This window comes from Maribacter aquimaris (genome assembly GCF_014596745.1).
In the GTDB taxonomy this organism is placed as follows: Bacteria; Bacteroidota; Bacteroidia; order Flavobacteriales; family Flavobacteriaceae; genus Maribacter_A; species Maribacter_A aquimaris.
Genome location: NZ_JABTCF010000019.1, coordinates 37,167 through 45,097 on the forward strand (window position 1 = coordinate 37,167; position 7,931 = coordinate 45,097).

At 42.0% G+C, this 7,931-nt stretch carries 7 protein-coding genes; 4 read left to right on the plus strand and 3 right to left on the minus strand.

From position 1 onward, the window contains the following. Positions 1–38 precede the first annotated feature (38 nt). Entirely contained in the window at positions 39–608 is a 570-nt protein-coding gene (locus tag HPE56_RS19910; RefSeq protein WP_188245503.1) for a peptidylprolyl isomerase, read from the minus strand. Between the two features lie 235 nt (positions 609–843). Between HPE56_RS19910 and HPE56_RS19915 the strand changes: the two genes are divergently transcribed. Further along, positions 844–1,827: a ThuA domain-containing protein gene (locus tag HPE56_RS19915; RefSeq protein ID WP_188245504.1), complete on the plus strand. Its 984-nt coding sequence runs from the start codon at positions 844–846 to the stop codon at positions 1,825–1,827. A gap of 280 nt (positions 1,828–2,107) precedes the next feature. Here HPE56_RS19915 and HPE56_RS19920 read toward each other — a convergent pair whose 3' ends face one another. Beyond that, on the minus strand, positions 2,108–3,079 hold the full coding sequence (locus HPE56_RS19920) for a succinylglutamate desuccinylase/aspartoacylase family protein (protein ID WP_188245505.1): 972 nt from the start codon (positions 3,077–3,079) through the stop codon (positions 2,108–2,110). After that, positions 3,060–3,947, minus strand: coding sequence for a RimK family alpha-L-glutamate ligase (locus tag HPE56_RS19925; protein WP_188245506.1), 888 nt, complete (start codon positions 3,945–3,947; stop codon positions 3,060–3,062). Before HPE56_RS19925 ends, HPE56_RS19920 begins: the two co-directional genes overlap by 20 nt. Positions 3,948–4,263: 316 nt before the next feature. Between HPE56_RS19925 and HPE56_RS19930 the strand changes: the two genes are divergently transcribed. The 3 genes from HPE56_RS19930 (at position 4,264) to HPE56_RS19940 (ending at position 7,796) form a co-directional block, all read left to right on the plus strand. Beyond that, complete coding sequence (locus HPE56_RS19930) at positions 4,264–4,941, plus strand: succinate dehydrogenase cytochrome b subunit (RefSeq protein ID WP_188245507.1); 678 nt, start codon at positions 4,264–4,266, stop codon at positions 4,939–4,941. 12 nt (positions 4,942–4,953) lie between these two features. Further along, positions 4,954–6,969 carry a fumarate reductase/succinate dehydrogenase flavoprotein subunit gene (locus HPE56_RS19935; RefSeq protein WP_188245508.1) on the plus strand — a complete coding sequence of 672 codons (2,016 nt, stop codon included), beginning with the start codon at positions 4,954–4,956 and terminating at the stop codon, positions 6,967–6,969. A gap of 77 nt (positions 6,970–7,046) precedes the next feature. Further along, positions 7,047–7,796, plus strand: coding sequence for a succinate dehydrogenase/fumarate reductase iron-sulfur subunit (locus HPE56_RS19940; RefSeq protein ID WP_188245509.1), 750 nt, complete (start codon positions 7,047–7,049; stop codon positions 7,794–7,796). Positions 7,797–7,931 lie beyond the last annotated feature (135 nt).

A 7,931-nucleotide genomic window follows, 5' to 3' on the forward strand; every position in this document is an offset into this window, starting at 1 on the left:
CAATATTTTGTCCCAATTAAAGTGAAAATCCATGCTTGTTATTCGATAACCGCAAAAGGTTGTAGCTCCTTAGCGCCCATCCTAATGATATTCACATCCAAGGATATGGGTTTTAAGGGTTGGTCTATGGAATCCCTTGGGCTATTCACAATAGCATAGACAACGTCCATACCTTTGATGACTTTTCCGAACACCGTATAATCACCATCCAATCGGTGCACCCCTTCCTTATTTTGAACGATATAAAACTGACATCGGGCAGAAAGTTTGTCGGGGTTGTTGTCCCTTCCTGCACCGAGTGCACCATAATCGTGTAGTAGTTTTTCGTTGAACTCCGGTTCTAGGAGATATTCAGGATCATTGAACCCTGCTGGAGTATCAGGGCACCCACCCTGTGCCACAAAATCGGGAATTACCCTATTGAAGGTAAGTGAATCCCAATACCCGTCTTTTGCCAATTGCAAAAAACTTTGTTTGTGATTTGGGGTTTCATCGTAAAGCCAGACCAAAATTTCCCCTTTGGGTGTGTTTATCTGTCCGACTTCATAGCTCTTCTGGGTTCCGCAGGAAGACAGCACAAATAATATCGGTAAAATCAGTTTATACATGTTTTGAATTTTTTGGAAGATAAAAAAAAGCGGTAACAAAACCGTTACCCCACCTTTTGATTTCACTTCTTAATGGCACATCGATTGGTGGATAGTCCCCATAACCGGAAATCAATTAAGACCTGCGAAACTTTAGGATTTTTGGCAACCCTTTGAATGACAAGGAAAATAATACACCATGCCTTGTAGTTGACGCTTTGAAACCCTAAATTTAGTGACCCATAAAAACCATTCCATGCGCACTACCCTTAAACTATTTTTATTCACTTTTGGTTTTACGATGATTGCCTTTGCACAGGAAAAAACGAATTCGCCCCAAAAAATAAGGGCGCTGATCATCGATGGGCAAAACAACCACGATCAATGGCCCAAAACCACCTTTATGTTGAAAAGGTATTTCGAAGAATCCGAATTGTTCGATGTGCAGGTAGAACGTACCGCTTTTACATGGAAGGGGGAGGAATACCTAACGGATTATACCATTTCAGGTACAGGTGATTCCGAAATTGTCGAAAAACCCATAACCGACCCTGATTATAAACCTGATTTTCACAAATACGACGTTGTCATCTGTAATTTCGGGTGGAATGCCGCGCCTTGGCCTGAGGAAACCCAAAAGTCTTTTGAGGCCTATATTAATAATGGCGGTGGTTTGGTGGTTTTCCATGCTGCGGATAACTCTTTTCCCAATTGGCAAGCCTACAATGCCATGATCGGACTTGGAGGATGGGGAGATCGTACCGAAAAAGATGGACCTTATGTTTATTACAATAAAAAAGACGAGTTGATAAGGGATATGTCCCCAGGAAAAGGGGGTGCCCACGGACCCCAACATGAATATCACATCCAGATTAGGAATACCGAACACCCAATTACGAAAGGTATGCCCAAGATATGGCTTCACACAAAGGATGAACTGTACCAACAATTACGGGGTCCGGCCGAAAACATGGAAATCTTGGCCACTACTTTTGCCTCAGGGGAATTTAAGGGTTCCGCACGGCACGAACCGGCATTGATGGTACTTAATTATGGCAAGGGTCGTATTTTTCATACCATCATAGGGCATGCCGATTATTCCGTACAATGTGTTGGTTTTATCACGACCATGCTACGAGGAGCCGAATGGGCGGCTACAGGAAAGGTTTCCCTGCCAATCCCAAATGATTTTCCTTCGGCAGAACAATCAAAAAATCGCGATTTTACGGCAAAAAATTAAATATTTCCCTCGAAACAAAAGAATGGTATATATTTTTCTTCAAAGGCCCCAAAACCTTTAAAATAATCCAAACCGACCCATCGGTCGGATGTACACGGTACAATACAATTCCATAAAAGGTTTGCATAGGATAAGCGACCAGGAATATCCGTCTAGAGTCACTTATTCGGAGCCAATACCGTGGGCGGGAAACACGAACAGACCCGTGGGTCTGTTTAATGGGAAGGGCTCCAGGAACAAATACATTACGAAAGTGTCTTTTTTTCCAATAATCCTCTGATCAAAGCGGCCTTCCAACATGAAAAAGGGCATCCCCCTGATTAACTACCGCTTGGTGGTTCACACTAAACACAAAACCATCGAAAGGTGCTCTTATTTTTTTATTTCGCTGGGCATAAGTATCGGTGACAACACCCATTTCCTGACCTTTTCGCACTTCCCTACCATTGGTTATTTTTGGTATGAACATACCCGCCGTAGGGGCCCGAAGCCATTTACGATCACTCAACATAACCGTTCCCGTTCGTTCAACATACATGGGGTCAATTTTGGAAATCATCTTAAAATGTTTTAAAACATTCAGGATTCCCTGTATCCCCTGTAAAATGGAATAATCATCGAACCGCATACTTTCCCCAGCCTCAAATACAATGGTCGGTTTACCCATTTGAAAAGCTGCATTCCTAAACGACCCTTTGATCAATCGGGAAGAAAATGAAAATGGGGCATTAAAAATCTCCGCTAATTTCTTGCTGTTTTCATCATTCTTGGTAAAACGTATTTGTGGAAAATTATGGCGTTGGGCACCCCCAGTATGTAAATCGATGGCAAAATCCATTTGATCCATGATCTCAGAAATATAATGATATGCCATACGACTCGCCATAGAACCCGACTTAGTCCCAGGAAAGCTACGGTTAACATCCTTACCATCGGGCACATCACGGGAAAAGTGTATAAAACCGAAAATATTTAAAATGGGTACTGCTATTACGGCCCCGATATCAATTCTAAACTTTTTCTCCTGGATCATTCGACGTACGATCTCAATGCCGTTGATCTCATCGCCATGTAAACCCGCCTGAATCAACAAGGTCGGACCGGCATGTTTCGCATTGAACACATATACCGGTATATCGATAAGCGTTCCTGTGGGTAGTCTATCTATACTTATTTTCACGAGTTTATCTTCGCCCGGGAAAACAGTCTCACCACCGATCTCGATATTTCTATTATCTTTTTCTTGGAACATTCTTTTCTACAAACAAGATTATTTCTTTGGCAATATTCACTCCAGTGGCCGCTTCGATACCCTGCAAACCAGGCGATGCATTGACTTCGATAAGCAATGGTCCTTTTCTGGAACGAATGATATCAACCCCTGCAACGCCCAAACCCAAATGCTTGGTTGCCCCCAATGCCATATGTTGTTCTTTTGGGGTAGGCACTATCGTTTCCGTAGAACCTCCGCGATGTACATTGGATCGAAAATCCTCTACATGGCTACTTCGTTTCATGCTAGCCACTATTTTTTGGCCCACCACAAAAATCCGGATATCCTCACCATTCGATTCCTCGATAAACTTTTGGATTAGGATACTGGTATCCATCTTATAAAAGGTATCGATGATCGATTTTGCCGATTTTTTACTTTCTGCCAAAATTACCCCCAACCCCTGTGTACCTTCCTGAAGTTTGATAATAACCGGAGGTCCACCCAAAAGTTCGATTTGCTCCTCAATATCATCGGGATTAATGGAAAACAGGGTTTCTGGGATAGGTATGTGCTTACGCGATAAGATCTGAAGGGTACGCACTTTATTTCTTGCCCTTGTAATACCTATGGAATGGGCCGTGCTGAACACCCCGCTCATTTCAAGTTGTTTTACAATGGCAACCCCATGTTTGGTCACCTTGGCCCCAATTCGAGGAATAATGGCGTCAAAGGCATTCGTGATATCCTCATTATGATAATACACCTTAGGTTTACCCGAACCCAATTTTACCGAACATTTGGTATGGTCTATCAATTCAATATAGTGCCCACGATTTTCGGCCTCATCCGCAATGCGCTTTGTTGAATACACATTCATACTCACTGATAGAAGTCCAATATCCATATACTACTATTTTTACCACGGGTAAGATCGTTGAAAAAAAAGAAACTGCCTAATTAAAAAAATAACCCGAAAAATAAGGCCACTTTCACAAGATATTTCACAAAATAAGGCCAACAAAGAAATTTAATCCCTAAAAAATCCAAAATCCAAAACTTTATGCTGTTTAAGAAAGTGCTTAAAATCGGGCGTTTCAGGCATTATTCCTTAAACAGAGTTTTTTGGTGCTTAAAATGAGTCTAAATAAGCATACTTATGTCCTCCAAAACTTGTTCATAATTCCACGGAAATGTAAATTTGCAGCCAAAATCAACAACCAATGAGCGGGTTCTTTAATTCTTCGATAGGTAGAAAGTATGCGATGGCGCTTTCTGCTTTTTTTCTTATTATTTTCTTAGTCATTCATTTAGCGGTAAACATCACATCCGTTTTCAGTGAGGATTTGTTCAATCAACTATCCCATTTCATGGGTACTAATCCATTAATTCAATTTGGATTACAGCCTATTTTGATAATTGGTGTCGTCTTCCATTTTGTGATGGGGTTTGTTCTTGAGATAAAGAACAAAGGCGCGAGAAACATTAAATACTTTAAGAACAATGGGGCTGCCAATTCCACTTGGATGAGTCGTAACATGATTTACAGCGGCTTGGTTATCCTAGCTTTTCTCGTATTGCATTTTATAGATTTCTGGATTCCGGAATTGAACACCAAGTATGTTCAAGGTGATATGTCTGGCCTTTTGGGGGATGGGGAAGGATTTCGTTATTTCGAAGAACTTCAACATAAATTCGTTAACCCTGCCAGGGTGGGCGCTTATGTAGTTGCCTTTATTTTGTTGGCGCTGCATTTATTACACGGATTCACCTCTGCTTTCCAATCTGTTGGGGCAACCATGGGAAGAAGAAAAGTAATGCAAAATATTGGCAAGGCATATTCAATTCTAATTCCATTAGGATTTATCGTTGTTGCTCTTTTCCATCATTTTAACCATTAATACCATTTACTTATGTCTGTATTAGACTCAAAAGTGCCTGAAGGCCCAATTAAGGACAAGTGGACTACCTATAAGGACAAAATAAATCTTGTAAACCCTGCGAACAAGCGTCATATCGACATTATTGTTGTTGGTACCGGATTGGCAGGAGGTTCCGCCGCTGCAACCTTAGCGGAGCTAGGATACAATGTTAAAGCATTTGCCTATCAAGATTCTCCCCGTAGGGCCCATTCAATCGCAGCACAAGGTGGTATTAATGCCGCTAAAAATTATATGGGTGATGGCGATTCCGTTTATCGTCTGTTCTACGATACCGTAAAAGGAGGGGATTATCGTTCCCGTGAGGCGAATGTTTATCGTTTGGCCGAGGTGTCAGCCAATATTATTGACCAATGTGTAGCCCAAGGGGTGCCATTTGCACGTGATTATGGCGGTTTGTTGGATAACCGTTCTTTTGGAGGGGTTTTGGTTTCCAGGACATTTTATGCCAAAGGACAAACCGGTCAACAATTATTGCTAGGTTGTTATTCAGCCATGAACCGACAAATTGCACGAGGTAAGATCGAGATGTACAACCGACACGAAATGCTCGATGTTGTTAAGATCGACGGCAAGGCACGTGGTATTATTGCCCGTAATTTGATTACAGGTGAACTCGAACGTCATTCTGCACATGCCGTGGTAATTGCCACAGGTGGTTATGGTAATGTATACTTCCTTTCAACCAATGCTATGGGATCCAACGCAACCGCTGCTTGGAAAATACATAAAAAGGGTGCTTTCTTTGCCAACCCTTGTTTTACACAAATCCACCCAACATGTATTCCTCGTTCAGGGGACTACCAATCCAAATTAACCTTGATGTCAGAATCATTGCGTAATGATGGTAGAATTTGGGTACCAGCAAAATTGGAAGATGCTAAAGCAATTCAACAAGGTAAATTAAAACCTACACAAATTGCTGAAGAGGATAGAGATTATTATTTAGAACGTCGTTACCCAGCCTTTGGCAACCTTGTACCTCGTGATGTTGCCTCAAGGGCCGCCAAAGAACGTTGTGACGCCGGTTACGGGGTAAATGCCACAGGAGAGGCTGTTTATTTAGATTTTGCCACTTCTATTGAGCGTTATGGCAAAGAGCAAGCCAAAATCCATGGTATTACCAATGCCTCCAAGGAAAAGATCACTGAATTGGGTGAAGCTGTTATAGAGGCCAAATACGGTAACCTTTTCCAAATGTACGAGAAGATCGTAGATGAGAATCCCTATAAAACCCCAATGATGATCTATCCTGCTACCCACTATACTATGGGTGGGGTTTGGGTCGATTACAACTTAATGACCACGGTTCCCGGTTTATATTGTATCGGTGAGGCCAACTTCTCCGATCACGGTGCCAACCGATTGGGAGCTTCTGCCTTAATGCAAGGTTTAGCCGATGGTTACTTTGTACTTCCTTATACCATTGGTGATTATTTATCGGATGATATTAGGACCGGGGCAATACCAACCGATACCAAGGAATTCGATGAGACCGAAAAAGAGGTTCGGGAACGTATCGATTTCTTTTTGAACAACAATGGGACTAAAACTGTCGACCATTTCCACAAACGCCTAGGAAAAGTAATGTGGGATAAAGTAGGAATGTCCCGTAACGCCAAAGCCTTAAAAGAAGCTATGGCCGAAATCAAGCAGATACGTGAAGAATTCTGGAAAGACGTCAAGGTTCCCGGTGGAGCCAATGAAATGAACCCGGAATTGGAAAAAGCAGGTCGTGTGGCTGATTTCTTGGAACTTGGTGAATTGTTCGCAAAAGACGCCCTTATCCGAGAGGAATCCTGTGGTGGTCATTTCCGTGAAGAATCCGTTGAAATGGATGGGGAACAAGAAGGGGAAGCAAAACGTAACGATAAGGATTATGCCTTTGTTTCCGCTTGGGAATACAAAGGGGAGCCCGCAGACGCCGTATTGCACAAAGAGGAATTGGAATTTAAGGATATAGAATTAAAACAACGTAGTTATAAATAGTAATACGCTGTTAGTGGGAAGTTTCTAAACGACTTTTCCCCTCTATCACAAAACGTATTGCTTAATACTCATATAGTATGAATCTGACGCTTAAAATTTGGAGACAAAAAGGACCACAGGATAAAGGCAAGATGGTCGATTACAAGGTGTCTGAAATTTCAGAACATATGTCCTTCCTGGAAATGATGGATGTTTTGAATGAACAGCTTGTAAATTCTGGCGAAGAACCTGTAGCATTTGACCATGATTGCCGTGAAGGTATTTGTGGCATGTGCTCCTTACATATAAATGGAGAAGCCCACGGCCCTGACAGGGGTATCACTACCTGTCAATTGCACATGAGAATGTTCAAGGACGGTGACACCATAACCATTGAACCATGGAGAGCCAAGGCATTTCCCGTTATCAAGGATTTGGTAGTGGATAGAACTGCCTTTGAGCGTATTCAACAGGCCGGTGGTTATATTTCAGTGAACACTTCAGGAAACACCCAGGATGCCAATTCCATTCCTATTCCAAAACACGCTGCTGATGAGGCTATGGATGCCGCAGCCTGTATCGGATGTGGCGCATGTGTGGCTAGTTGTAAAAACTCTTCCGCCATGTTGTTCGTCGGAGCAAAAGTTTCACAATTTGCACTTTTGCCCCAGGGACAAGTTGAAGCCGTAGACCGAGTCAAGAATATGGTAGCCCAAATGGATTTGGAAGGCTTTGGAAACTGTACCAATACCGGTGCTTGTGAAGTTGAATGTCCTAAGGGAATCACCTTGGAGAACATTGCCAGAATGAACCGCGAATTGGTGAAAGCGAACCTTATAAAGTTCTAATCACCTTTCTTTTATTGTCTAGTCCTAAATAACCGTTACAGGTTTATGGATTAAAAATAGTTTAATTAAGCTCAACGAGGATATCCTCGTTGAGCTTTTTTGATTTATACGTTCTCATTTGTATTTTTTGTTGTT

Excerpts from the sequence above, each read along its gene's own strand:
- HPE56_RS19925 (WP_188245506.1), bottom strand. The coding sequence starts at position 3,947 with ATGGATATTGGACTTCTATCAGTGAGTATGAATGTGTATTCAACAAAG.
- HPE56_RS19910 (WP_188245503.1), bottom strand. The coding sequence starts at position 608 with ATGTATAAACTGATTTTACCGATATTATTTGTGCTGTCTTCCTGCGGA.
- HPE56_RS19935 (WP_188245508.1), top strand. The coding sequence starts at position 4,954 with ATGTCTGTATTAGACTCAAAAGTGCCTGAAGGCCCAATTAAGGACAAG.
- HPE56_RS19930 (WP_188245507.1), top strand. The coding sequence starts at position 4,264 with ATGAGCGGGTTCTTTAATTCTTCGATAGGTAGAAAGTATGCGATGGCG.
- HPE56_RS19915 (WP_188245504.1), top strand. The coding sequence starts at position 844 with ATGCGCACTACCCTTAAACTATTTTTATTCACTTTTGGTTTTACGATG.
- HPE56_RS19920 (WP_188245505.1), bottom strand. The coding sequence starts at position 3,079 with ATGTTCCAAGAAAAAGATAATAGAAATATCGAGATCGGTGGTGAGACT.
- HPE56_RS19940 (WP_188245509.1), top strand. The coding sequence starts at position 7,047 with ATGAATCTGACGCTTAAAATTTGGAGACAAAAAGGACCACAGGATAAA.